A 23,073-nucleotide genomic window follows, 5' to 3' on the forward strand; every position below is an offset into this window, starting at 1 on the left:
GTGCGGCTTCAGCGAATACGAAGGCGCTGGTAGCGGACGTATGATCGCGCCGCGGTCGCCACGGCTGCCACACAGACGGCCGCTCCCGTGGTCGACACAGCAACGTCGCCGAACAGCACCGAGCCCAACACTGTGAGGGAGACAGCGACATCAGCGCCGAACGTGACATCCAGGAAACTCACGCGTCTCGGGCTGAAGCTGAACGCCACGGGCGTGCTACGTTCGGGCCGTCGCGGTCGATGGCGCAACCATCGACCGGACAGATGCAGGTCGGGAACCACAAGAATCTCCTTGATCTGTCGTGCTCCACGAGGACCCCGGCGGGCGCCAACCTGAGCCGGGGTCTCTTCACGACTGGACGCTAGCCCGTTCACGGAGCGCATCGCCAACTTCAACAGCAAGTAGCGGCGGGTTATCGCAAAATCCCACCGCGACCCACCTGTTGGGGGCGCTCGTCGAGGGGTCGTACGCCCGGCCTTTAACAGGAGGTTCCTGTGCCCAACTGCCGCCACCTGTCCTCAAGGTGCGCGAGAAGAGCTCCTGGCGGCCTATGCGGCGGGCATATCTCACCCGTGCGTGGCCGGATGGTCAACATCGATTTCTGACGCCGGAGTCACAGCGACGGCACCCAGCGGTACAGGAAGCAGGCCCACCCAGGCATTCTCGGGCCGTCGCCAGGCCGCCCGAGGCCACACGTCCACAACCGCACTCGTCGCCCGAGGTTTGTCCCGAACTTCAAGGTCGTGAGCGACGAGTCGAGGCAACCACCCGAGGATCCGGCGCTACCGAGCCGGCGCACGGCAGTGCGCCGCACTTGCACACAATCGACTTTATGTTCGATTCTCTGTTGTGTGAGCGCAGCACGAGCCGTCGACAAGCCCTTGCCCCAGCAGGAGCGTTCCGGGTTCCCGGTAGCTGCTGGGCTCAGTCCGCTGCTGCCTGGTGGCTGCCTGCGTCCGGGCAGCAGCGTGAGCACGGGTGGCGATGTGCCGTTGCTGCTGGCTCTGGCCGCCGAGGCTGTTGGTGAGGCCGGGTCGTGGGCGGTGATCGGCATGCCGCATCTGGGGGTACTGGCGGCGGAGTCGATGGGTCTGGATGCCGGGATGGGCATGTTCGTTGACCATCCCGGTCGGCGATGGCCGGAGGTGGTGGCCGCGCTCGCCGAGGCGGTTCCCGTGTTGCTGGTGGGCGTGTGCGGTCCTGCGACAGGTCGCACCGTGCAGCGTCTTCGTGTGGTGCTGCGGCGGACCGGTGCGGTGCTGCTGACCGCAGGTGCATGGGAGGGCGCCGATGTGCGTCTGGCGGTGACCTGGGCTCGGTGGGAGGGCGTGGGGGTCGGGCATGGGCTGCTGCGTGCCCGACGAGTGGAGGTGGCAGCCTTTGGTCGCGGCGCGGCAGGAGGTGCCCCGCGGACGGCTCGGTTGTGGCTGCCGGGCCCGGAGGGACGCGCCGTGGCCCTCCCCGAGACCGAGCCCTCGGCCGGTTCACCAGCGGACATGGCCACCGGGCGGGGGCCAAACGCGGCGCTGCGTGTGGTGCGGTGAGGGCGGTGGAACGGGTGGCGTGCGCCTGGCTGCCGGACTGGCCCGTCGTGTCCGACGGCAGCAATCCGGATGGCGCGCTGCCGAGCGCCGTGGTCGCAGGCGGGAAGGTGGTGGCCTGTTCGGTCGCCGCCCGGGCGGTGGGTGTGCGCCGTGGAATGCGGCTGCGGCAGGCGACGAGCCGTGCCCCGGGGCTGGAAGTGATCGCCCGTGATGTGGAGGGCGAGATGCGGTACTTTGAGCCTGTCCTCCAGCGTCTGGAGGCGGAGGTTGCGCCGCGGTGGGAGTTGATCCGGCCCGGTCTGGTGGTGCTGCCGGCGCGTGGTCCGTCCCGGTATTTCGGTGGTGAACAGGCCCTGGCCGACCGGGTCGTGGCGAGCATCGCCTGCGCGGGCCACACCGCGCAGGCTGGTGTGGCGGATACCGTCTTCGCCGCGGCCCTGGCGGCGCGCCGCAGGGTGCTGGTGGCCGAGGGGCGGACGCGGGAGTTCCTGGCTCCGTATCCGGTCGGCATCTTGGGCCGCGCGCGCCTCGCGGAGTTGTTGGTGCGGCTGGGACTCTCCACCGTGGGTGACTTCGCTGCCATGCCGGGCGACCGGGTGCTTGAGCGTTTCGGCGTCGACGGCGAGGCGGCGCACCGAACGGCCCGCGGTCTGGAGGCGAGAGGGCTCAGTACCCGGGAGCCGGGCGAGGACCTCACTGCCGCGTGTGTCTTCGAGCCTGCCGAAGTGCGGGTGGAGCCGGTGGCATTCGCCGCGAAGCAGCTCGCGCTGGAGCTGCACGAACGCCTGACCGCCGCCGGTGCGGTGTGCGCGCGGGTCGAAGTCGCGCTCACCCTGGCCGACGGCAGAAGGCTGACGCGGCTGTGGCGGCACGAAGGGCGGCTGTCGGAGCTGGCGGTCGCGGAGCGGGTCCGCTGGCAACTGACTGCCTGGCAGGAGTCCGGCGCCCTCACCCCCCAGACCGACGGTCGCGATGGTGTCGAGGGGATCGTGCGGCTGGCGGTGCGGCCCGAGGCTCTGAGCGCAGCGACCGGACGCCAAGGGCTGCTGTTCGGCGAGAGGACGGCGAGTGCCGAGATGGAGGTCGCAGCCGGGCGGTTGCAGGCGATGCTCGGGCACGGCGCGGTCACCCGCGTGCAACTCGGCGGCGGCCGGGGCCCGGCCGAGCGTACGGTGCGTGTCGCCTTCGGCGATCTGCCGCCCGAGAACGGTCTGCCGGGCGGGCCGTGGCCTGGCCGCCTGCCCGCACCCCACCCAACATGGGTGCCCGTCCAGCCGGAAACTGCCCGGCTTGAGGACGTACGCGGCGAACTGGTCGGCGTCTCTGCCCGGTTGGAGCTGTCCGCTCCCCCGGCGCGGCTCACTCTGCATGGACAGCCTGCTGTGGATGTGGCGGGCTGGACGGAGCCGTGGCCGGCCCTGGAGCAGTGGTGGAACGCGTCCAAGGCACGCCGCCTGGTGCGCATGCAGATCGTCACGGCGAACAGCGTGGCCTGGCTGGTGGCGCTCGAAGGAGGGCAGTGGTGGGCGGAGGCCTGCTATGGCTGACCCCGGCAGAGGCCGGCTACTGCGCCTCCCCACCCGGAGGCGAGACCGGCCCGGGTGGGCGGAGCTGCACGTCCACTCTTCCTTCTCTTTCCTGCAGGGTGCGAGCAGCGTGGAGGAACTGGCCGCGCAGGCAACGAAGTTGGGTATCGAGGTGCTGGCGGTCACCGACCGGGAGGGCCTGTATGCCGCGCGCCGTCTGGCCGCCGCGGCCCGCGAGCACGGGCTGGGTACGGTCTACGGCGCCGAGCTTGAACTGCCCTTCCCGTACAAGCCGGTGGTGGTCCTCGCTCGCGACCTGACAGGCTTCCGACAGCTCGCCGCGACCCTTTCCGCAGCCCAGCTGGCCGGATCCAAAGGCGCCCCGGTCTACGACCTCCAGCACCTGGCGGACGCTGCCCGCGGTGGGCACTGGGCAGTCCTGACCGGCTGCCCGTCCCCCGAGCAAGCCCCCGCACGGAACGCTGCCGAGCTCGACGACGAGCACGCGGCCCTCCGGTATCTCGAGCATTTGGCCGACCTCGTCGGCCCGGACGTGCTGCACGTCGAGCTGATCGACCACGCCCTGCCCACCGACTCAACGCGCAACAACACGCTGCATGCCGCCGCCGGCCGGCTCGGCCTGCCCGTCGTCGCCTCCAACGCCGTGCACTACGCCACCCCCGCCCAGGCCCGCCTGGCTCAGGCCCTGGCCGCGCTGCGCCGCCGCGAAGACCTCGACCATGCGGCAGGACACGTGCCGCCCGCGCCGACGGCGCATCTGCGCTCACCCGGCGAGATGGCCCGCCGACTGGCCCGCTACCCCGAGGTATTGGAGAACACCCTTCGGCTGGGCCGCAGTTGCGTGGTCGACCTCGCCGACCTGAGACCGCAGCTGCCCGGCTTCCCCGTCCCCGCCGGGCATACCGAGACCAGCTTCCTGCGCCACCTGGCGACCCGGGCCGCGGAACACACCTACGGCCCACGCGAGACCTCCGCGGCGCAGGTGGCGTGGCGGCAGCTGGACCGCGAGCTCGACGTCGTCGAACAGCTGGAGATGGCCGGCTACTTCCTCATCGTCCACGACATAGTGCAGTACGCCACCGGCGCCGGAATCTGGTGCCAGGGCCGCGGCTCGGCCGCCAACTCCGTCATCTGCTACGCCCTCGGCATCACCGCCGTCGACCCGATCAAGCACAAGCTGCTCTTCGAACGGTTCCTGTCGGTGGAGCGGGCCGAAGCGCCGGACATCGACATCGACTTCGAGAACGCCCGCCGTGAGGAGGTCATCCAGTACGTCTACCGCCGCTGGGGCCGCACCCACGCGGCACAGGTCGCCAACGTCATCACCTACCGGCCCCGGCTCGCCGTACGCGACGCCGCCCGCGCGCTGGGCTATGCGACCGGCCACATCGACGAGATGACCCGGCACATCCAGCACCACGAACCCCCAGGAGACGACGCCGGCATCCCGACCGACGTGGTAGAGCTCGCGGCCCAACTGGACGGCCTGCCCCGGCACATGGGCGTTCACGTCGGCGGCATGGTCCTCACCCGCCAGCCCATCGGGGAGATCATGCCCGTCGAGTGGGCCACCGCCGAAGGGCGCAGCGTCCTCCAGGGCGACAAGGACGACGTCGAGGAAGCCGGACTGGTCAAGATCGACCTGCTCGGTCTGGGCATGCTCTCCGCCCTGCACACCGCCTGCGATCTGATCGCACACCACCACGGCCCCGTCTATGACCTCACGTCGATCCCTCCCAACGACCCGGGCGTGTACGCCATGATCTCCGCCGCGGACACCGTGGGCCTCTTCCAGGTCGAATCCCGCGCCCAGATGTCCACCCTGCCCCGCTTGCGGCCCGAGTCGTTCGCGGACCTGGTCGTGGCGGTCTCACTGATCCGGCCGGGCCCGATCCAAGGCGGCTCCGTGCACCCCTACCTGCGCCGCCGCGCCGGGCACGAGAAGGTCACCTACCCCCACCCGCTCGCCCAGCCCGCCTTGGAGCGCACCCTCGGAGTGCCGCTGTATCAGGAGCAGATGATGCGGCTGGCCATGGACTGCGCCGGCTTCGGCCCCGGCGAGGCCGACCAGCTGCGCAAGGCCCTGGCCGCCAAGCACGCCCCCGAACGCGTCGCGAAACTACGGCAGCGGCTGATGGAGGGTATGACCGCCCGCGGCATCCCGCCCGCTGCGGCGGAGGAGCTCTACACGATGATCCAGGCCTTCTCCGGCTACGGCTTCCCCGAGAGCCACTCCCAGTCCCTGGCGCACATCGTCTACGCCTCCGCCTGGATCAAGCTGCACTACCCGGCCGCCTACATCGCCGGCATCCTGGCCAACCAACCCATGGGCTTCTACAGCCCGTTGACCCTCATCGGCGACGCCCGCCGCCGCGGCATCACCGTCCGCGGCATCGACGTCACCCACTCCGGCCCGCATGCCGGCCTCGAACCGGACGAGGCCTCCACCGGCGGCCGGGCCATCCGCCTGGGCCTGACCGGGATCCGCGGCCTCTCGGCGGAGGCAGCACACGCGATTGCCGATGGCCGCCCGTATGCCGGGCTGGAGGACTTCGCCCGCCGCACCCGCCTGCCGACCCGGCTGCTGGAGAACCTCGCCACCGCGGGCGCCTTCGACGGCTTCGGCGTCAGCCGACGGGAAGCCCTGTGGGCCGCCGGCGCACTCGCCACCGCCGACGAGGCGCTCCTGCCCGGCACCACCGCGCCCCCCGACCCGCCCGCGCTGCCAGCCATGACCGTGATCGAGGAGACCTTCGCCGACCTGTGGGCGACCGGCGCCAGCCCCGACAGCCACCCCGTCCAGCACCTCCGGCCCCATCTGGATGCCCGGGGAGTGCTCCCCGCCGCCGCTGTACGCAACGAGCCCGACGACACCACAGTCGTCTTCGGCGGTCTCGTCACCCACCGGCAGCGCCCGCCCACCGCCAAAGGCACCTGCTTCCTCAACATCGAAGACGAGACCGGAATGGTCAACGTCATCGTTCCGCCACCGGTCTGGGACGCCCACATGAAAATGGCCGTCGATCACGCCGCACTCCTCATCCACGGTCGCATCGAACGCGCCCGCGGAGCCATCAACGTCGTCGCCCGCCGCCTCGAACCCCTCACCATCACCACGCCCACCGGCCGCCGGTAGAGCACTGCACCGCGGCACCGGAGGCCCGGGAGGGCAGTGATCGCGCCCGCCGTGGGCCCGCTGCTGGTCCCCGCACTCAGCCAGCGCCGCGTCGCAGTCGCGCGACGATTCTGGCGTCGCGGGCCACGTCCGGCGACAGCCGGACATCAAGCAGGTCCAACGCAGAGAGGAGCTGATCGACCGTTACACAGGCACCGGTGAAGTCCGCACAGATCAGCTCCGCGTCGGTGAGGTCTGCACCCAACAGCCGGGCGCCGGTGAGGTTCGCCTCGGACAGCAAGGCGTCGGTGAAATTCGCATCGATCAACTGGGCGTGAGTGAGGTTCGCACCGCACAAATCAGCATCGATGAGGATCGACTTCTCCAGCAAGGCGTTGGTGAGGTCCGCGCCTTGCAAGTCTGCCCCGACCAGACAGAGGTTTCTGAGTCCAAAGCGTGGTCCCAGACGTGTGCGCGGCTTTCGGGTCTGGTCAACGCGGTCAATGCGGCCTGAATATCGGCGTTCGGGCGGTCCAGCGACGCCGGTGGTCTCATGTGCCGGACAAAGTGCCCCAGTACGCGAGCGGCGTCGGTGGCATGGTCGGGCGCGTCGCGGATGATCTGTTCCAGGGCGAGGATGCCGCCGATGCGGACGTAAATGTGCTCCGAGTCAAGCCGCTCCAGGGCCTTGGTGAAACGGTCAGTGACCTGACCGCGGTGGTTCAGACGATAGGTGCTGGCGGTGTAGAACAGCGCGACACCTGCGCCGATCGCCGCTACGCAGGTGACCATCGCCGTTCGCAAGCCCGTCACCAACGTCGCCGAGCCCACTCCTTCACCGATCGAGTCGGTGTCGAGGTACTGACCGTCGAGCAGGTACGGGAGCTTCCACACCCCAAGCGGCAGCCCGACGAGGAGGACCAAGGCCGCGAGTCCCAACAACACCCGACTGTCTATGCGTTGGGCGTGGCGCCAGCGCATCGCCCGTGTACGCCGCTTCTTGAGCTGTGACGGTGTCGGGGCAGAGCGGCGAACACGCCGCAGTAACGCGATTCTCATGACGGCCACGATGCCGTCGCGCAGTGACCCCGCACCAGCCGAAACAGCCCTGAACGACGACGGGGCGCCCTACCAGTCCTGCCAGACCAGGGCGCCCCATGCGGCGAGATCACCGTACACCGAGCAGCACAGGAGCCTGCGATGATCCCCGCCCGCACCGCACAGCAGAACCTCGCCGTCGTCACCCACCACTGGGACGACCTCACCGACGCACTCGGCACCCCCAACACCGTGTCCTGGCCCCCGTCAGGCCTCGCTGCATACCTCAACGCCCTCGACCAGCTCGACGCCGACGAGATCGCCCTCGCCTGGCAGGCCGGCTTGGAGGACCGCGCCGACCGCCCGTACGACGCACTCGACGAACGCCCCGTCCCCATCCGCGTCGCCGTGCACGACACCATGCGCACCGTCGAACTCGCTCTCTTCGACTGCGCCGACCAGATCGCCAGCGCAGTGCAACGCCCCGCCGCCCGCGTGAAGTCGGTCGGCCCGGCGACGAAATCGGCCGACGCCTCTCACTGGCCGCAGCGCAGGACCAGGCCGACACCGCACGCTGGTCCTACGTCACGCATCCCACCCGTACGGCGCCGCTCGCCGCAGTGTGGCTGACGCACCGCCTCGATGAAGCCCCGGGCCCGTTCCGCGAGTTGAACGCCGTCCAGGTCGACCGCATCACGTCCGTGGCCCGCTCGGCGGCCGAACGCGTCGAGTCCGCGCTGGACATGACCCGACGCACACGCGTCATCCAAGAACCGTGCCCGCACTGCCGGGGCACCCTCGAAGTCGAAGGAGGCGACGGCCGCCCGCCCGCGGTGCGCTGCACGCGAAGCAGCTGCGGATGGACACGGTCGGCACCCGATCCCGCAGCCGCCTGACCTCGCGCCTGCCGGTGCCGCTCAATCCCTGGGCGGCACCGGGAGCGCGGCCGGTCCGGTGGGGCGGCCAGGCGCTCCATTCCAGTGAGTGACGCGGACCCCAGGGCTCTGGGGAGTGAATGCCGGGAATTCGCTGCCTTGCTGCGCCACCGCGCCGGGCATTCACCGCAACGTGACAGTTTGAAATGGTCGTTGATACCTGATCGAATGAAGGACGTTGGGAACTGCTGCTGAGGAGCTGGAAATTCCATAGTCTCTTGGTGCACCGCGCCGGATGTTTCCGAAGGCGCCGTGCATTCCATAACCCCATGCAGCACAGAAACGAGGCATGACTTCGTGAAACGCTCAGCCAATCGGCTCCTTCTCGTCCTCGGCCTGCTCACAGCCCTGCTTGGCGGATTGACGGCAGGCTCCGCCACCGCGGTGAACGCCTCCCGGTGGGCCATCATCAACTACCAGACCGGCGGCCACCTGACGCCGTACTATTACGGCAAGAATGACCGCGACGGCATTCACATCTGGACCGGCTACAAGAAGCCCACGGGTGACGGTAACCAGTGGACATTCAGGTCCGTCAACGGTGGCACCCAAATTCGCAATGAGAAGACACAAAAGTGTCTCAGGCCGGTCAGGTTCGGCAGCCAGACCCGTGTGGAGCAATGGGAGTGCGGCTCCACCCCGGAATTCCAGTGGCGGCTGACTTCTGCCGGTGGCACCTACAAGATCACCTCGGTCTCCACGGGTAACGTGCTCACGCCCTACAGCAAGAGCGCTCACAGTGTGGTGCTCCTGGAGGAGGACGAGGGCACCCAAAAGCAACGATGGGCCATCAACGCGCTCAACTGAGGCCGCTGAGGAAAGGGCTTCGACGTAGTCGCGTCGTGCCCGGGTCCGTGGTGACCCGTCAGGCAGCGATGGAAGATCGCTAACCTCGACCTTGCATGAGGGTCCGTCAGCAAGCTGACGGGCCCTCTCTGCTGGCCTGGGGCGGAGCAGCCGGCGGCTGCGTATCGCCTCCCGAGAACCCGTACCGCGCCGACGATATCCGCGCCGCCAACCGGCCCAGCGTGGCGGCGCCGAAGCGACATCCGCTGACCGCGCCAGCGTATCGACTCACGGACCCTTACCCGGGGGAACCGGGGGGACCGACGAATGGGAGCACCCGGGGGGGTGAAGGGGCAGGCCTGCCATGTCGTTCCGTTGACGGTCCTCGCTCGTTGAACAGCAAGACACCATGAGGAGGATCGATGAAGTACACGAAACGCCTTGGCGCACTGGCCGCACTGGCCGCACTGACACTGGCAGGAGCAATCCTGGGCACAGGAACAGCTTCTGCGGCGGAGTCCACCGTTACCGTCTTCGGAACGAAGATTCCTATCCCGGGCTTGGAACATGACGCAGTGGCCCCGCATGCCAGCCAGGGCAGCTTCTCTCTGCCCTTGGGGGACCTGACCACCCTCTGAGCCACTAGCTCTTCCGGCTCGGGGAATCGTTCCTGTCGGCGCCGCTCACTCCATGGGCGGCACCGGCAAATACACGAACTCGCCGTCGGCTTCCTCCCACGTGACGCAGATTTCGGGCCGCGCCGTTTCGGGAAGCTCGAAGTCGAGGGACCGCCCAGGCTCCAGGTCGAACCCATCACGCAACCCCTCGAACTCCTCGACCACGATCACGCACGACGCGACCTCGCGTCCGACGTTCCGAAGCCGTAGCCAGCGGTCTTCAATGTGCTCCAGCCGCATGTGCGACTGCCGTGCCGCGACCCTCCGTACGTGGGCTTCCTCCTGCTGGAGCGCAAGGGAACCCGCGGCCGAGGCCGCTGACGACTGCGCCGCGTCCGCCGACCGCTTCCCGTCGCTGCGCGTAAGGCCGAGGAGCCTCGAGGGCGGGTGCCAAGTCAGCTGCCGGGCCACCGATGGCGGCAGATATCCCTCGGGATCGCCGTCGGCAAGGAAGACCAAAGGCCGTCCCTGCTCGTCCGTGCCCGGGATCACGGCGCGGATCGGGTGGGCCATGGGGAAGAGCGGGTTGATCGCCAAGCGTGGAATGGCGTCCCGGTCGAATCCGGACAGCACGTCGACGAGGTCGCCGACCGTCATGTCGTCGCTGGTGGTCACGCGGGTCTCCTTCTCGGTGGGAGAGATCTCTGCGGCGCGCGCAGGGCGCCGCAGAGCGGGACGAGGCGGCGCATGCTGGCGCAGCGGCCATGTGGTCAGTGCAGAAGCCGAAGAACGCACCTGCCGTGCGCTCGCGGACGGCTCAGCAACGGGCCGGGCGGGAGCCAGCCAGGACGGAGGCCACGGTGGCAGCGACGATCTCTGCCGGGGTCTCGGTGTCGAAGGTGATGCTGTAGCCGGAGACTTCGGCGGTTCCGGTCACGGCGAGCTTCCATCCTTCGCCGTCCGTGCCGGGGCGGCCGTCGGGGAACCAGCCGAGGTAGAAGCGGCCGTCTTGCGAAGCGATGTGGACGTCCTCCCGGTCATCGACGATGACGTGGAAGTCCTCGTCGCCGAACAGGTCCGTCACCAGCGACGGCCAGCCAGGACCCAGGCGCCAGGTGCGCAGCCGCAACGACTCGACAGTGGTGGAAAGACCAGGCTGGTCGGCGTCCACTGCCATACGCGATCCCTTCTATGACCTGCGGTTTCCGGGAAGGCATGTACTTTGACATGGCCCTGCACTAGGTCTCCAGTTCCGGCGGAGGCCTTCGCTTCTGCCATGGGCGAACTCCTCCGACGTGGCTTTCCGCACCTGGGCGTCGGCATCCGCCCCGCAGAACAGGCCGGACGGCCCCTCGCGCGGGGAGGACGCTGGAGAGGGGAGGTGATGGTCATGGGCAAGCGTGGTGACCCGATGCAGCGGCAGGCACGGCGGTGCGGAGCGAGGCTTGATGAGTGCGGCTGCCGCCTCGCGGGTGCAGTCGGCTGGGGTGAAGAACCCAGCCAGTCGGACGGCGCGATCCGGGTTCGCGGCTCGTGCTCAGTCTGCCGCGGCCAAGAGGTTGCGCACCGGTGGGAAGTAGCCGCAGGCGCGAGGTGTCCGTGCCGAACCCATGTACCTCGGGAGGGACTCCGCCCACGTGAAGAGGCGGCATCCTTGCGGATGCCGCCTCTTCACGTTGTGGTCTCCGGTGAAAGTCGCGCGACGGACCGGTTCGTCACGGCGATGTGGTCGGCGAGCGGGCTGCCGGGCTCGCGTCAGCGGGTACGGCGCGAAGACTTCTTGCCCGGCGGTGCGGGTGGCTGCTGGCTCATGGCAGGTGCCGGGGCGTCGCGTGCTGAGCGGGCCGGACTTGCCGGGGGCGGGAACCACAGTTGGACGTACTGCTCGATGGCGTAGGTGAGTCCCTCGGTGTGTGCGCCGTGCCAGGGCGGCCTTCCGCTGTTGTGCCAGTCGCGGAAGCGGTTGTTGCTGTCCCGCCCGGATCCCTGTGCCTCGCGGCGGGTGTCGCGGGCGGTGAAGGTGTCGTGGTCGGCGAAGGAGAGGACCGTCGTGTCCAGGGCGCCTCGGTCGGTGTGGATCACTCTCAGGCGCAGTCCGTCGTATTCGTGCTCGGTGATGGTGGGCTGGAAGTCGATGCGCAGGCGCAGCGGCGAGCCGGGGTTGGGGGTGGCGTAGTAGCTGTTGCCGATGACGGCGCCGCCTTCGTAGGGCAGGGCGAGGTGCTGGAGGAAGAACTGGCGGGCGTGCAGCGGCACATGGCCTCCTGGTGCGGTGAGGAAACGCCGCCGGCGGGCGAGTGGTGGAGTCCTGCCGTAGAGCAGCCGCGTCCGCGACGGGTCCCGTCGAGAGGCGCGACGGAGGACCGCCGGATCAGGGGGCGCGTCAACGGGAGCGGGTTGGGGCCGGAGGACGGTGTCGGTGGAGGTGTTCGCGTGTGGCGGCGGGGAGTTGGCGCACGGTTCGGGTGAGGGGATCCGGGTCGACGAGGGCGGCGTTGAAGGCCGCGACGAGGCGGGAAGGGGTTTCGGCGCTGAAGGTCGCGGTCCACAGCGGCCGGTTGGGGTGTCCGGCGCATACGGTCCACTCGGGCGGGGAGTGGTACCAGTTGTGCAGGTAGGCCAGTCCGTCGGGGCTGCGGATCGCCTGCCGCCCGTTGCGGTTGATCTTCTGGCGCCAGCCCGCGTTCAGCAGCGGCGGGTACACCTCGTGGGGCTCGGCAGCGCTGGTGTACCGGCGGCGGTCGCCCTCCGGAGCCTCGAAGTAGACCGACAGCAGCTCGGTATAGAAGGCGCGCTGGACCTCTGCCGGCGTACTCGCGTCGAAGACGGCCTGCCACCGCGCCGGGCGGAGGGGATCCTCATGGACGGCAGTCGTCCAGGTGCCGCCGTAGCGGCTTCCGGGAACGGCAACGAAGCCCGCCCGTACGAGCTGGCAGGGGCTGGCGGCCAGCTGGTAGCCCTCCTCGGGCCGGTGCAGGGACCAGCCCTGCTCGAAGGGGAAGGGCCACACGTCCAGGAGCCGGTCGCTGCCAGGTCCGGCGAGATGGCGCGGAAGCACCTGCAGAACCGTCTCCGGATCGAGGGACACGAATGCCTCGTTCGCCCTTGGCCGGGTCAACGGCGCGGCCCGGGCCGACTGCGGGAAGGTGCGGCGGCCTGATGCGTGGTGGTGGACCAGCGCGGAACACTTACCGGGCGGCGGGCATCGGGCCGGGTGTCGGTGTGCCGGCGGTGGACGTCTAGCGGCGTCGGAACCGGTGCCCGAGGAGGCGCGACCGGTGTGACCCGGGCGCAGGCGCGTACGTGGCGGGGCAGTTCGCCTTCCCAGCGCAGCACCGGCTCCGGATCAGCGACTGCGGTCGTGATCGCGGTGACCAGGTGTTGGGGAGTGTGCGTCGAGGCCGTGGCGTACCACCAGTTCAGCTCGGGGCCGCCGCGCAGGAGCCAGCGGGTATTTAGGGTGGTCAGCTCAGCTTCGTGGTCCAAGGCTCCGGTGTCGTCCCGGTCGTAGGTGATGCGGGCCATACCGTCGGGTGAGGTCAAGTCGAGGCTGTCGACGCGGCGGAAGGGCCGCACTTCCCAGTCCTGCTGCAGCAGTGGGTCGAAGGGGCTTTGCGCGGTGCCGGGTTGACCGCGCAGGTGAGCGTCGTAGCCCTCGGTGTAGGAGGCGGCCAGGGCGGTGGTAAAGGCGGTGACGAACTCGGTGGGTGCCTGGTCGTTGAAGCACACGCCCCACTGGGGTGAGGCGAAGCTGTCGGTGTAGGCGGTGATCCGCCACAGGCCGTCGTCGTCTCCTTCGGGCAGGTAGCCCAGGCGAACCTTGTGGTCCGGGGAGGAGACGTAGGCGTTGCCGAGGTCGTCGTGGCGTAGCTCCCACCCGAGATCGAGCAGGGGCTGAAGGCCGGGGTCACCGATAGCGGTGGAGCCGGCGAGATGGCGCGGGGATACATACACATCCCCGTCCTCGGGTTCGGGACGGAGGACGGGTTCAGAGTCGGGCACGGGCGGTTCCAGAAGCGACGTACGTGGGGATGGGAGCGGGCTGAGTGGGCGGGGGGCATCAGCGCCGCGAGGATGCGCGGGCGAGTGCCGGAGGTGCGCTGAGGAGGCGAAGGCGTGCCCAGCCGCCAGCCCGCTGCCGGGCAGCGTGCATCACGGGGCAGGCGGTAGCGGTCAGCGGCCTCGCTCACGCGGCAGCCGGGCCGCCGGAGCAAGAACGGTAAGCAGGCGATGCCTTCGGGCTCACAGCTCCCGGGCGGCGGGGGCTCCGGCTGGTGGGGACGATGGCGGCATGCGTCTGCGCCCAGGAGGCCAGGACGCCGAGTGGACCGCGCAGCGCCTCCCCCGCCGGCGTGAGCACGAAGCCTCCGTCGCCGGAGTACTCGGCGAGGCCGTCCTCGATCAGCGCCTGCAGTTGATCGTCTGAAGGCAGTTGTTCACCGTCGAGGTCGCTGCCGATGCCGGGGGTGGTCAGCATGGTCAGAGCTACCGTGAGGTGTGGGTTCTTCAACAGGGTCAGGGTGGCTTCGACGCGGGTGACGAAGTCGCAGGTACGGGCGGGGTAGTGGTGCTGGCGGGCCCAGCGGAAGAGGGCGTCGTGTACGTCGCCGAGGTCGGCTCCGGCCTCGGTCAGCACGTAGTTGGACGCCCCTGCCACCTCCCCTTCCTCCTCGGGCTCCTCTTCCTCTTCTTCGTGATCTTCGGGTTCATGCTGTGCGTCGGGTTCTTCTGCTCCCACGGTGAGCAGGCCTCGCCGGCGCAGGGCGGTGAGTGCGTAGTGCAGTGCGTGATGTGGCAGGTCGGGGAAGGCGCTGCTGACCGTCTGGCGGGGGATGGGGCCATTGTCGTCGATCTCGCTGATGACGCGGGTGGTCCACTGCCGTCCCACCAGGTCGGCGGCGCGGGCCACGTGACCGGCTGTCGCGCTGTCGGTGTGGGTCATCGCCGGGGTCCTCCCGCCGTGGCAGGGGCCGCAGGCTGAGCGGGTGGGCGGTGGGAGAACAGGTCGTTCGGCTTCCATGCGGGGACACCGGCCTCCCGCTGCGGCTGCGACGGGACGGCAACCGCGGTGCCGGCCGGGCCTGTTGACCGTGGCTGGTGGGTTGCCCACGCTGTGCGCTGCCCGGTGTCCGGTGCGTGCTTCTGGACCCACACGGGGTGCGTACGCGCAGTGGTTGCGTCCCGTCCGGACGCCCAGGCGGACATGGCCGCGAAGACCGGGGCGAGCGACGCTCCGGCTTCGGTGAGCTGGAAGCGCGGCGCATCAGGGGCTGTGCGTTCGATGAGCCGGTCGTCGGTCAGCTGGTGCAGCGGCGGGTAGATGCCGGTCGGGCTGGCTTTCGGCATGACCGTGGCAGCCAGCTCACGGGCGGTTGCAGCGCCGCGTATCCGCAGCGTCCACAGCACGGGCGCGGTGTGCCGGGGGCTGATCAGGCCGAGGGTGTCCTCGGCGTCCTGCGCTTTCGGGATGCGCTCGGGTTCCCGAAGGCCGGTGTCCGGGTTGAGGACCAGCGCCTTCTCCAGATGGGCGCTCCCCCACGCGGCGAGCTCCTCCAGCACCGATAGGGCGGTGGCGCCGCGGTCGGTGAGGCCGTAGGAGACGTGACTCTGGTTCACCTGCCCACGCGTGAGGAGGCCGTCGTCGGTGAGCTGGTGCAGGCGGGGGCTGAGCTGGCCGTCGCGGAGCCAGGGCACCTGGGATCTGAGCTCGACGTAGCGCAGCGGCTTCCTGTCCAGGCTCATCAGCAGCCAGGCGTTCCAGCGGGGGGCGAGCATGTCGAGGCATTCGCCGACGCGAGCGAGGTCGGCGGCGGTGGCGCGAGGCAGAGCGGTGGTGACCAACGGATAACTCTCCTGACGGTGCGGGCGGACACAGCGCCTGCAGACGCAGTCCGGTACGGCAGGGCAGACGGGGGGCTGAGTGGGGCCCTCGGGCTAGGGAAAGACCAAGCGGGTGGGGCGGCGACGGTGCCTGCGAGGGCGCCGGCGGTCGGCGGGGCTTGGCTGGAGGTTCACCGGGACATGCCCCGGGCCTGACCGGGCGGGTGCGGCGCAGGGCCATTGCCGGGGCGCGGGGCGGGACGGCCGGCTGCCCGGGAGGCCCCACGCCAGATGGCCTTTGACTGCTTGCCTGGCGCATTCGGGTCCAGGAGGTGCCGCACGACCATGGCGCGCCCATCCCGGGCGCCGACAGCGGCGTTCACCTGGTGCGCGAGGTCCATCTGTGCGTCGCTGAGGGGCTCTTCGGGTGAGGTGCCCAATGCTGCGAGGAGTTCGTTCTCGCTTCGCTCCAGAGCGCTTTGGGAGACTGCGAGGAGGCCGTACCAGTACAGGACGTCTCTGGCGTCGGCGTTGTCGTCCGGTGCCGCCGCAATGGCGGCACCGAGTTCATGGAGGGGCAGCTGGAAGCGTTCTTCGATCTGCCGGCCGATGACCTCCAGCACATCTTCCACACCGTCAGACACAGTGCACTCCAATCAGGTTCGCGATTGTTGGCCCCGTCGTGGCCCGAGGGCAGGCGCCTAAGGGCCGGTATTCGGTGGACGCAGCCGGGGGTTGACGCTGGTGGCGCGCGCCGCACGACGGCTGTGGTTGCCACGGCCACGCCCGGAATGGCCGTCCACGCTGATGCAGTTGGAAACCGGGGTGGCGAACGGCAGGTGGTGTGCGTGCTGTTCGCTCGCGGTTACCAGGTTCCGGAGATTCTCCGGTTGGGCTAACCGGGGATCTGCTGCTATATCCAGGCACCGCACGCGAGTTGAAAGGCGCTCGTCTCCGAGCCGTCCACGTCTGCGAACTCAGGGCGTGGGGCCGGCAGGTCGGTGCGGAGCGGCGGGCGGGCGCGGCAGAGTTGACGCGGTGGCCGAGGCAGGGCCGGGTAGCGGCCCGGGGCGGTCCTGCAGCCCTTGCTGAGCGGCGTCTTCGGTGGCAAAGGCGCCCTCGCGCAGCGTGTAGGTGAAGGCGTCCAGGTCGACCTGTTCCAGCAGCAGCCGGTAGGGCTGCCGGGCTGCGCTGGGGTGGTGGTCGTGGAGGAGGACGGTGGTCTCGTGGTCGATGGTGTCGTCGGTGTAGTGGTCGAGGATCTCGTAGCGGCCGGGCGAGGCGGCCAACTTGGCCTCCAAGGCGCGGGTGCTGGTGTCAGCCGCTTGGGCTCCCCGCGAGTCAGGAGGCGTGCGGATCTTCTCGGCTGGGCATCCGCGGGCTACCAGCCACTGCTCGGCGAGCGGCAGCAGCGGCATCCGCGCGGAGGCGTACCGGAAGGTTCCTGCGCGCTCCTCCCGGGTGAGGTGAACGGCAATCAGCTGTGGAGAGCCAGGGATGTCCCAGGTCATGGTCCCGTCGTGCAGGGCCAGAAAGCTCTCGTTGCCCTGGTGGTGCTGGGCCAGCACGGTCAGTTCGGGCACGGAGAGGGTGATCTGCCAGTAGAAGAGGTCAGCCTGGTCCTCGTCGGCCGGCTCGAGGCTGTCGATCCGGAAGTGATCCAGGGGTGAGTTGTCGGGCATCGGTTCCTTGCCGTCGAGAGTGTCGTCAGCGTCGGCGCGTGGTCACCGACACCGGCCCAGGCGCCGGCGCCTGTGACGGGGCCGAGGTGCAGGGCTCGGGTTCGGGCGTGCAGGCGACAGCGGGTGTGAAGGCGTTGAGGTAGATGCGGGTGGTGTTGTAGCGGAAGTTGCGGCGTTCGATCTGCCGCTCCAGCTGCCGGATCAGTTCCTCCTCCCGCTCGGGCGGGTGCGGGCGGGAGGTGAGCCGGGCGCGGAGGACTTCCGTCTCTTCGGTCCAGGCGAGGAGTTGGAGGAAGGTCTCGGCGACGATGCGGGGCACCGGGCAGTCCTCCCAGCACAGGGAGGCTTCATCGGCCGGGGTATCGAAGGTGTCCTCGATGCGCTGGGCCAGGTCCTTCACGCGTCGGCGGAAGCGGCGGGTATCGGGCGTCGGCAGTGCGGGCATGCGGGAAGTAGCCCTCCTTGTCATCGGTGTCGCCAGGCAGCCGGCCAACTGCCGGCACCAGGTGCGGGCGCCGAAGCGGCTGTGCCGGGTCGGCGGGAGTCGGTGAGCGCATGGCGGCCGGCGTCGGTGACGGTCACGGGCTGGCCCGCGTGCAGTGGGTGGCTCTCGTCGCGCTGGAGGAGACCGGCCTTCTCCAGGCGCTGGAACTCGCTGTAGGGCACGCGGGTACCGGAGGCGGTCACTACCGACAGCCGCTGGGTGAGCAAGTGCTCGTGGAGCTTGGCCCCTTGGGAGACGGCCAGTAGCGCGGCGACGTCCGCGGGCGCCAGCTCCGGTGCAGCTCCTTGCCGTTGCGTACGGGCGGCCTGCTCCACGGGCTGCAGAGCGTTGATGACGTCGGCCTGTCGGGCGTCCCGGGTGGCGGCGGCGCCTCGAAGTTGGTCGACGGTGCGGTCGATACGGGTGAAGAGTGCGGCGTCGACGTCGAACTCGCCTGAGGCCAGGCGGGCCAGCAGGACGCGGTGGAAGGTGACGCCGGTGACGGCCTTGGCCAGGTCGCGGTGAGCATCGACCACTCGGCTGGTGGGTTCATCGAGCAGGCCTCGCTCGTGGTGCTGCCACAGGATCTCGATGCTGTGGCCGGTTGCGGCTTCGATGCGCTGATCGAGCGGAGTGAGCGCCTGGTGCGGGGGCGTGGACGACATGAAGTTGGTACTCCTGGTCGCATGGTCAGGCCGGCGTGCTGGGGGTGGTGATGTGCCGTAGCGGCAGGCGTACTTCGACCTGTCCGGCCTGCGCGTCTCCCGGGTGGGGCCCAGGGCGCGCAGCAGACCGAGGGCCGGGGGTGTTGGCCAGGTCGGTGTAGGCGGTCAGGGTGTGCGCGCCACGGTCGAGGCCATGTCGCGCGGCGTGCCGGGTCAGGGCGGTGCCGACGCCCCGCCGGTGGAAGTCATCGGCCACCTGCAGTCCGAGGTCCACGACGCCCGGCTCACCGAAGACCGCACCGAGCGACGCCAGCCCTGTCACCTCGCCGGTGGCGGCATCGAGGCTGATCCAGCAGCAACAGCGGGACATCAGGTGTTCGATGACGCCTCGCCGAACGGTCCGACGGCCCCAGCGGCTGTGCAGGCTCCGCGGCGAGCAGCGACGGTGGAAGGCGTCGATCGCAGGCCAGTCGCCGGCGCCCGCCGAACGGATCCGCGGACCAGTACGCAGGCTCAGTGGGCGTAGGTGCGCAGGGCGGACACCAGTGCGCTGCGGCGGTAGGACTTGCGGCGGCGGCCATCGGGCAGCGTGATGTCGCGGGTCTGCACGTCGTAGGGAGCGAGCAGTTGCGCGAGCCGGGCCTGGGTCAGCTCGGCGAAGAGCCAGCGCCCGCCCGCCAGCCCGGGCAGCCGCCGCAGCATGTCCACCAGGTCGCCTGAGGCCATCGCCTCGGGGTCACCAAGGTCGGCGAAGACCTCCAGGCACTGCTCAAGAATGCCGCCGGCCGGTGCCACATCGCTGGGGCAGTAGAGGAAGCCCTCCTCCTCTTCCTCGGCCGTGCAGCAGCACTGGCTGGAGAGCAGCTCGGTGAGGACGTGGCCCAGCGCGAGGCGCTCGACGAGAAGGTCGGTGAGCTGCTTGAGCTGCTCGGTCGCGCTCATACCCGATGGCGGGGTGTTCGCCGCGGTGCGCAGCCGCCGGTCGAGGGCCTGGATGTCGCGGTAGGTCTCCAGGATGTCCCGGTGCCGGGGGTTCTCCTGCTCCGGTTCCTGGTCCAGAAGACAGTCGCTGAGGGCGTCGAGGATGGTGGGGAATCGCGTCGTCATCGGACTGGGCCTTTCGGAAGCATCGCGGGTGCGGGCAGACGGACGGGCGGTGCGGGCTTGGGAATCGGCCGCTGGGCGTCCAGTTGCGGGGAGCGGGCTCGGGCGGCGTGGGTGGCGGCGCTGACGGGGCGGTGGTTCATCCCGAGCCGGGCGGCGACGGTGTCGTAGACGTCGTGGCCGGCGCGCGGCCGGACCGCCAGTACGTGGATCTCGGTGGGGTGGGTGGAGGTCGGCGGGGCCGGGCGCTGGGCGTAGACCAGGCGGTATTGGGCGCGGCGGTCGACGAGGAGCTTGCGGTAGCCGGAAAGGTCGCCGGTGAGCTTGCTGCCGTGGACCTCTCCGGCCACTACGTCCTGCAGGTGAGAGAGCGCCAAGTCCCGGACATCGCCCGGGGCTTGCAGCAGGTCGGACAGGGCGCGGGGGTCGAAGGACAGTCCGTACTGCGGCCGGCCGCTCACGCCGCCGCCTCCCCCTGCTCCGGCTCGTGCGCGTCGGAGTGCGTGGAGCGGGTGGAGCGGGTGGAGCGCTTCGGGCCGGGCAGCATGCGGTGGGAGGGGCGGTCCGGGTCGGTCATGCAGGCACTGAGCGGGCCGCCCGGGCCGCGCACGGCGGCGATGGTGTGGGTGAGGAAGTCGCGGTGCCACACCGCCATCCCCGACAGGCCTGCGTCGGGTTCCTTGTGCTGCTGGTAGGCCATCCACAGGGCGTGGAGCCAGGCGACGACGTCGTCGTGCTCCTGCCAGCGCATGCACCACGGGGCGGCGGTGGAGACCTCCGTCCCGTAGGTGTCCATCAGGAAGTCATCGACCCAGTCGGTGAGGGCGTCGAGTTCGTTCTCGAACGCCTCGCCCTCCAGCTCCAGGATCGGCCGCGGCTCCGGCGGCGCCGCCGGAAGCTCCGGCATCCCCGGCATCGGGAAGGCGGCCGGTGACGAGCGGGGGGAGGCGGAGGGTGGCGTGGCCACGTGGTCGAGCACATGGGCCTGTTGGGCGGACTGTTCCATCAGCCCGCGGACGGTGGCCTCCAGGTCTTCCAGCCCCGATTCGGGCACGCGCACGGGATCCATCTCGCCTTCGTCGCGAGGGTCGGTGAATTCAGGCACAGAGATCTCTCCTTGCAGCCGCATTCGACACGTCGGGGAAATGCGGCTACAAGGATCCGGCCAATCCCCGGTTTGCCTAACCGGGGATCAGCGGCTATAACCAGGCGCTGCGGAAGCGGACACCCCCCGGCGACGCCCGCTATCCGTCCCCGCCTGAATTCGAGTCAGGCGGCCAGGGTGCAGTCCTCCTGGGTGAGCAACTGCTGCTGCGTCTCCTTCAACCGGTCTGCCGCAATGGTGCTGTAGCGCTTGGTCTTCTCGGCGCCGATGAAGTCGCGGCCTTCCAGCAGCGCAGCGACTCCGGTCGAGCCGGAGCCGGCGCAGAAGTCCAGGACGGTACCCTGCGACGGGCAGATCTTCACCAGCTCCCGCATCACCGAGACCGGCTTCTGCGTGATGTGCCGGCGGCTCTTCCCGGAAGGCTGCGAGGCGCTGTAGAGGCCGGGCAGGCAGACGGGATTGCGAGCAGCGTCGACGGGCCCGTTGGACGCCCACAGGATGAACTCGCAGTTCTGCGTGAAGCGCCCCTTCTGCGGCCGGGCCTGCGGCTTGTGCCAGGTCAGAATGCCGCGCCACAGCCAGCCGGCGGCCTGGATCGCATCGGAGGAGACCGGCAGCTGCCGCCAGTCGCTGAAGATCAGCGCCGTCCCGCCGGTCTTCGTCAGCCGGTGGGCTTCAGTCATGATCTGCGTGAGCCAGAAGCCATAGGAGCGCTGGTCCATGTTCTCGCCGGTGAAGTCCGGCAGGTCATGCGCGGCGTCGGCGGAGGTGTACTTCTGCCGCGCCGTGCGGCTGGTGCGCTCCTTCGCGGTACGCCCACCGGAGTTGTAGGGCGGGTCGGTGATGACGCTGTCCACGCAGTCATCCGGTAGTCCAGCGAGCACCGTCAGCGCGTCGCCATGGTGCAGGGAAAAAGGCAAAGAGGCACCCCAATTCGGTTCAAGGGCAAGGTGGGAAGGAGACTCCCGCTCGCGATTCGCGCGGCTCCCTCGAGACGGCCACGAGGTGACGGGATTTCAGGAATTCGGGGAGGGAGGCAGCGAGGGGAGGATACAAATTGTACGGGCCGATCGCCGGTTGGCCACGGTCACCGTTCAACAGGCCCGGAATAGAGCCTTGATCGTCGATTTTTTGGTCAACCGGGGATCCGGGCTTACTGTTTTGCAACCACCCGGCGAACTCCGCCCGGGCCATCCCCCCACCCCCCGATTCCTCGGCGCGCAGCACCGCTGCCCCGTCACGGCGCAGTGCGCGAGCAGCAACTCGCGCCGATGCGCCGAAGCCTTGCGATCACCTACCGCACCGGCCGTCGCCCTTTCCCGCTCCACACCCATACGGCCGGCAACCACTGCTTCGAAGGAACACCGCTGTGACACTCCCCTGCCCGCAACCGCCTGACCCTCCGCCGCTTGAGGCCAACCCGCCCGGAGCGATGACCGGTTGAAGGGCGCAGCCGCCGTCATCGGCGCTCTGTGCCTGTCCCCTCTCCTCCTCGTCGGCACCGTCTCCACGGCACACAGCGCCGCCGCTGCCTCCTCCGCCGACTGCGCCACGGATACGAACATCGACACCGGTGCCGTCGCCCGTAAGGTCGCCGCGATCCTCGACGGCAACAAGTCCGGGAAGAGCATTCGGGTCGAGGGCCTGGACCTGCCCGGCGAGCAGATCCCCAACGCCAAGACCATCGTCGCCACCGGTTTCTCGCTAAAGGTGCCCGAGCGCGGCCAACGCGTCGCGCTGGCCACCGCGATGCAGGAATCCCGCCTGCGGAACCTGCCCTCGGGGGACCGTGACAGCCTCGGGCTGTTCCAGCAGCGGCCCAGCCAGGGCTGGGGAAGCCCGCAGCAGTTGCGCGACCCGGTCTACGCGTCCACGAAGTTCTACAAGGCCCTGCTCTCGGTCGACGGCTGGCAGCAGATGACCCTCGCTCAGGCCGCCCAGGCCGTGCAGAAGTCCGCCTTCCCCGATGCGTATGCGCAGTGGGAGAAGCTGACCCGCGCCCTGCACACAGGCGTGGTCAAGACCCTCCCGAACAGCGGCGGTGCGAACGGCGCCGGTTCCGCTCCCGGCGGCCGGGCTTCCGGGCCGGGGTGTGCTCCGGGCGAGGACGGCTCGGGATACGGGCCGATCCCGGAGGGCACGGTCCCGAAGGGCTACACGATTCCCCAGGACGCTCCGGCGAAGGTGCGCACCGCGATCACGTGGTCAATGCGGCAGTTGGGCACTCCGTATCAGTGGGGTGGCAGCTGCACCGACGCCCACGGGCCGGACCCGATGAAGCGCTGCGACTGCAGTTCGCTCATGCAGCAGGCCTACGCCAAGGCCGGCATCGAGCTGACCCGCACCACCTACACCCAGGTGAACGAGGGGAAGCCGGTATCGCCGAAGGCACTCAAGGCCGGCGATCTGCTCTTCGCACGCGGCAGCGCCGCACGCCCCGAACACGTCGGCATCGCACTCGGCCGAGACCTGGTCCTCAACGCGCCTCGCACCGGTAAGCCGGTGCGCATCGAGCCGATCAAGGACTGGGACATCCTCGCCGCCCTCCGCGTCACCTCCTGACGCCCACGGCCTGCGCTCCAGCGCCGCCTCCTCCTTCTCCCCCTCTTTCCGCAGTGCCGTCGCTGGCCT

General features: G+C 69.7%; 25 protein-coding genes. 7 read left to right on the top strand and 18 right to left on the bottom strand.

From position 1 onward, the window contains the following. Positions 1–851 precede the first annotated feature (851 nt). Genes G4Z16_RS00695 through G4Z16_RS00705 form a run of 3 tightly spaced genes read left to right on the top strand, consistent with a single transcriptional unit; the run spans position 852 to position 6,227 of the window. Positions 852–1,544 carry a hypothetical protein gene (locus G4Z16_RS00695; RefSeq protein ID WP_197348648.1) on the top strand — a complete coding sequence of 231 codons (693 nt, stop codon included), beginning with the start codon at positions 852–854 and terminating at the stop codon, positions 1,542–1,544. Between the two features lie 5 nt (positions 1,545–1,549). Then, positions 1,550–3,091 carry a DNA polymerase Y family protein gene (locus G4Z16_RS00700; RefSeq protein WP_246530598.1) on the top strand — a complete coding sequence of 514 codons (1,542 nt, stop codon included), beginning with the start codon at positions 1,550–1,552 and terminating at the stop codon, positions 3,089–3,091. Continuing rightward, positions 3,084–6,227 carry an error-prone DNA polymerase gene (locus tag G4Z16_RS00705; protein ID WP_197348649.1) on the top strand — a complete coding sequence of 1,048 codons (3,144 nt, stop codon included), beginning with the start codon at positions 3,084–3,086 and terminating at the stop codon, positions 6,225–6,227. Before G4Z16_RS00700 ends, G4Z16_RS00705 begins: the two co-directional genes overlap by 8 nt. A gap of 76 nt (positions 6,228–6,303) precedes the next feature. Here the strand turns inward: G4Z16_RS00705 and G4Z16_RS00710 are convergent, their stop codons facing one another. Beyond that, positions 6,304–6,624 carry a pentapeptide repeat-containing protein gene (locus G4Z16_RS00710; protein ID WP_425508038.1) on the bottom strand — a complete coding sequence of 107 codons (321 nt, stop codon included), beginning with the start codon at positions 6,622–6,624 and terminating at the stop codon, positions 6,304–6,306. Continuing rightward, positions 6,531–7,148 carry a hypothetical protein gene (locus tag G4Z16_RS00715; RefSeq protein WP_197348651.1) on the bottom strand — a complete coding sequence of 206 codons (618 nt, stop codon included), beginning with the start codon at positions 7,146–7,148 and terminating at the stop codon, positions 6,531–6,533. Before G4Z16_RS00715 ends, G4Z16_RS00710 begins: the two co-directional genes overlap by 94 nt. 258 nt (positions 7,149–7,406) lie before the next feature. Between G4Z16_RS00715 and G4Z16_RS00720 the strand changes: the two genes are divergently transcribed. From G4Z16_RS00720 to G4Z16_RS00730, 3 genes are all read left to right on the top strand, one after another. Next, the gene (locus tag G4Z16_RS00720) at positions 7,407–7,874 is read left to right on the top strand and encodes a hypothetical protein (RefSeq protein ID WP_197348652.1); all 468 of its coding nucleotides are present in this window, start codon (positions 7,407–7,409) and stop codon (positions 7,872–7,874) included. Between the two features lie 602 nt (positions 7,875–8,476). Beyond that, complete coding sequence (locus tag G4Z16_RS00725) at positions 8,477–8,986, top strand: RICIN domain-containing protein (protein WP_197348653.1); 510 nt, start codon at positions 8,477–8,479, stop codon at positions 8,984–8,986. A 401-nt stretch (positions 8,987–9,387) separates the two neighbouring features. Continuing rightward, positions 9,388–9,603, top strand: coding sequence for a hypothetical protein (locus tag G4Z16_RS00730; RefSeq protein ID WP_197348654.1), 216 nt, complete (start codon positions 9,388–9,390; stop codon positions 9,601–9,603). A gap of 45 nt (positions 9,604–9,648) precedes the next feature. Here G4Z16_RS00730 and G4Z16_RS00735 read toward each other — a convergent pair whose 3' ends face one another. From G4Z16_RS00735 to G4Z16_RS00810, 16 genes are all read right to left on the bottom strand, one after another. Further along, on the bottom strand, positions 9,649–10,257 hold the full coding sequence (locus tag G4Z16_RS00735; RefSeq protein ID WP_197348655.1) for a hypothetical protein: 609 nt from the start codon (positions 10,255–10,257) through the stop codon (positions 9,649–9,651). 142 nt (positions 10,258–10,399) lie between these two features. After that, entirely contained in the window at positions 10,400–10,759 is a 360-nt protein-coding gene (locus G4Z16_RS00740) for an SPDY domain-containing protein (RefSeq protein WP_197348656.1), read from the bottom strand. Between the two features lie 578 nt (positions 10,760–11,337). Beyond that, positions 11,338–11,838, bottom strand: a complete 501-nt coding sequence (locus G4Z16_RS00745; protein ID WP_197348657.1) for a hypothetical protein — start codon at positions 11,836–11,838, stop codon at positions 11,338–11,340. Between the two features lie 127 nt (positions 11,839–11,965). Further along, a complete protein-coding gene (locus G4Z16_RS00750) occupies positions 11,966–12,670 on the bottom strand; it encodes an SPDY domain-containing protein (RefSeq protein ID WP_197348658.1) in 705 nt (234 codons plus the stop codon). Between the two features lie 26 nt (positions 12,671–12,696). Further along, complete coding sequence (locus G4Z16_RS00755; RefSeq protein WP_197348659.1) at positions 12,697–13,584, bottom strand: SPDY domain-containing protein; 888 nt, start codon at positions 13,582–13,584, stop codon at positions 12,697–12,699. 184 nt (positions 13,585–13,768) lie between these two features. Next, the gene (locus G4Z16_RS00760; RefSeq protein ID WP_197348660.1) at positions 13,769–14,524 is read right to left on the bottom strand and encodes a hypothetical protein; all 756 of its coding nucleotides are present in this window, start codon (positions 14,522–14,524) and stop codon (positions 13,769–13,771) included. Continuing rightward, positions 14,521–15,423, bottom strand: a complete 903-nt coding sequence (locus G4Z16_RS00765; protein WP_197348661.1) for a winged helix-turn-helix transcriptional regulator — start codon at positions 15,421–15,423, stop codon at positions 14,521–14,523. Before G4Z16_RS00765 ends, G4Z16_RS00760 begins: the two co-directional genes overlap by 4 nt. 170 nt (positions 15,424–15,593) lie before the next feature. After that, positions 15,594–16,034, bottom strand: coding sequence for a hypothetical protein (locus G4Z16_RS00770; protein WP_197348662.1), 441 nt, complete (start codon positions 16,032–16,034; stop codon positions 15,594–15,596). Between the two features lie 345 nt (positions 16,035–16,379). Beyond that, positions 16,380–17,084, bottom strand: coding sequence for a hypothetical protein (locus tag G4Z16_RS00775; RefSeq protein ID WP_197348663.1), 705 nt, complete (start codon positions 17,082–17,084; stop codon positions 16,380–16,382). Between the two features lie 25 nt (positions 17,085–17,109). After that, complete coding sequence (locus tag G4Z16_RS00780; protein WP_197348664.1) at positions 17,110–17,529, bottom strand: hypothetical protein; 420 nt, start codon at positions 17,527–17,529, stop codon at positions 17,110–17,112. Between the two features lie 20 nt (positions 17,530–17,549). Next, positions 17,550–18,233 carry a hypothetical protein gene (locus tag G4Z16_RS00785; RefSeq protein ID WP_197348665.1) on the bottom strand — a complete coding sequence of 228 codons (684 nt, stop codon included), beginning with the start codon at positions 18,231–18,233 and terminating at the stop codon, positions 17,550–17,552. 25 nt (positions 18,234–18,258) lie between these two features. Further along, entirely contained in the window at positions 18,259–18,750 is a 492-nt protein-coding gene (locus tag G4Z16_RS00790; protein ID WP_197354070.1) for a GNAT family N-acetyltransferase, read from the bottom strand. Continuing rightward, positions 18,747–19,340, bottom strand: coding sequence for a DUF3631 domain-containing protein (locus tag G4Z16_RS00795; protein WP_197348666.1), 594 nt, complete (start codon positions 19,338–19,340; stop codon positions 18,747–18,749). The genes G4Z16_RS00790 and G4Z16_RS00795 overlap by 4 nt, the downstream gene beginning before the upstream one ends. Next, positions 19,337–19,798 carry a hypothetical protein gene (locus G4Z16_RS00800; RefSeq protein ID WP_197348667.1) on the bottom strand — a complete coding sequence of 154 codons (462 nt, stop codon included), beginning with the start codon at positions 19,796–19,798 and terminating at the stop codon, positions 19,337–19,339. The genes G4Z16_RS00795 and G4Z16_RS00800 overlap by 4 nt, the downstream gene beginning before the upstream one ends. Next, the gene (locus tag G4Z16_RS00805) at positions 19,795–20,406 is read right to left on the bottom strand and encodes a DUF4913 domain-containing protein (RefSeq protein ID WP_197354071.1); all 612 of its coding nucleotides are present in this window, start codon (positions 20,404–20,406) and stop codon (positions 19,795–19,797) included. Before G4Z16_RS00805 ends, G4Z16_RS00800 begins: the two co-directional genes overlap by 4 nt. A gap of 200 nt (positions 20,407–20,606) precedes the next feature. Further along, positions 20,607–21,362: a DNA-methyltransferase gene (locus G4Z16_RS00810; protein WP_197348668.1), complete on the bottom strand. Its 756-nt coding sequence runs from the start codon at positions 21,360–21,362 to the stop codon at positions 20,607–20,609. A gap of 520 nt (positions 21,363–21,882) precedes the next feature. Here G4Z16_RS00810 and G4Z16_RS00815 point away from each other — a divergent pair. Further along, positions 21,883–23,004 (top strand): C40 family peptidase, encoded by a 1,122-nt coding sequence (locus G4Z16_RS00815; protein ID WP_197348669.1) that lies wholly within the window; start codon positions 21,883–21,885, stop codon positions 23,002–23,004. Positions 23,005–23,073: the final 69 nt, after the last annotated feature.

The organism is Streptomyces bathyalis (genome assembly GCF_015910445.1).
Lineage (GTDB): Bacteria > Actinomycetota > Actinomycetes > Streptomycetales > Streptomycetaceae > Streptomyces > Streptomyces bathyalis.

Bases quoted from the DNA above. Each gene is read 5' to 3' on its own strand.
- G4Z16_RS00705 (WP_197348649.1), top strand. From the start codon at position 3,084: ATGGCTGACCCCGGCAGAGGCCGGCTACTGCGCCTCCCCACCCGGAGG.
- G4Z16_RS00720 (WP_197348652.1), top strand. From the start codon at position 7,407: ATGATCCCCGCCCGCACCGCACAGCAGAACCTCGCCGTCGTCACCCAC.
- G4Z16_RS00730 (WP_197348654.1), top strand. From the start codon at position 9,388: ATGAAGTACACGAAACGCCTTGGCGCACTGGCCGCACTGGCCGCACTG.
- G4Z16_RS00740 (WP_197348656.1), bottom strand. From the start codon at position 10,759: ATGGCAGTGGACGCCGACCAGCCTGGTCTTTCCACCACTGTCGAGTCG.
- G4Z16_RS00760 (WP_197348660.1), bottom strand. From the start codon at position 14,524: ATGACCCACACCGACAGCGCGACAGCCGGTCACGTGGCCCGCGCCGCC.
- G4Z16_RS00775 (WP_197348663.1), bottom strand. From the start codon at position 17,084: ATGCCCGACAACTCACCCCTGGATCACTTCCGGATCGACAGCCTCGAG.
- G4Z16_RS00780 (WP_197348664.1), bottom strand. From the start codon at position 17,529: ATGCCCGCACTGCCGACGCCCGATACCCGCCGCTTCCGCCGACGCGTG.
- G4Z16_RS00785 (WP_197348665.1), bottom strand. From the start codon at position 18,233: ATGTCGTCCACGCCCCCGCACCAGGCGCTCACTCCGCTCGATCAGCGC.
- G4Z16_RS00795 (WP_197348666.1), bottom strand. From the start codon at position 19,340: ATGACGACGCGATTCCCCACCATCCTCGACGCCCTCAGCGACTGTCTT.
- G4Z16_RS00805 (WP_197354071.1), bottom strand. From the start codon at position 20,406: ATGGATCCCGTGCGCGTGCCCGAATCGGGGCTGGAAGACCTGGAGGCC.